Raw genomic sequence first — 443 nt, 5'->3', positions numbered from 1 at the left:
TGATTACACTGCACCAGCCAAGCGATCAATCAAAGCCCTGTATGACAAGATGAGCTCCAACGATACCGCCTTGGTGATGCCTCTGTTTGGTCAGGGAAAATCGGTCACGCACTTGTTAGTATCGTCACATAAGAGCAACGATCAGATGTTCTCTAACGAAGAGATCTCTGCCCTGCAAACCTTGTTAACTCGAGTACAAAGCACTATCGAAGCCGATAGACGCATCCGCCAAAGCCGTGCCCTTGCTAACTCAATCGCTCATGAAATGCGTAACCCACTGGCTCAAGTGCAATTGCAATTTGAACTATTAAAACAGCACATTGATAATCAAGCACCAGCGAAACAGATCCTACTTGATATTGAGAACGGCCAAGCTGCGATTCAACGTGGTCGACAGCTGATTGATATCATCTTGCGAGAAGTCAGTGATAGCTCACCCGAGC

Annotated in this window: 1 protein-coding gene; it reads left to right on the top strand. The window is 47.0% G+C overall.

Annotation, left to right across the window (positions count from 1 at the left end):
* A partial coding sequence (locus AB4512_RS23935; RefSeq protein WP_372175994.1) for a histidine kinase dimerization/phospho-acceptor domain-containing protein occupies positions 1-443 on the top strand: 443 nt, incomplete at both ends.

Origin of the sequence: Vibrio sp. 10N.222.52.B7 (assembly GCF_041474275.1) — a bacterium.
In the GTDB taxonomy this organism is placed as follows: domain Bacteria; phylum Pseudomonadota; class Gammaproteobacteria; order Enterobacterales; family Vibrionaceae; genus Vibrio; species Vibrio crassostreae_C.
The sequence above is the reverse complement of the archived record's forward strand: the minus strand, read 5'-3'. Positions and strand labels throughout refer to the sequence as shown.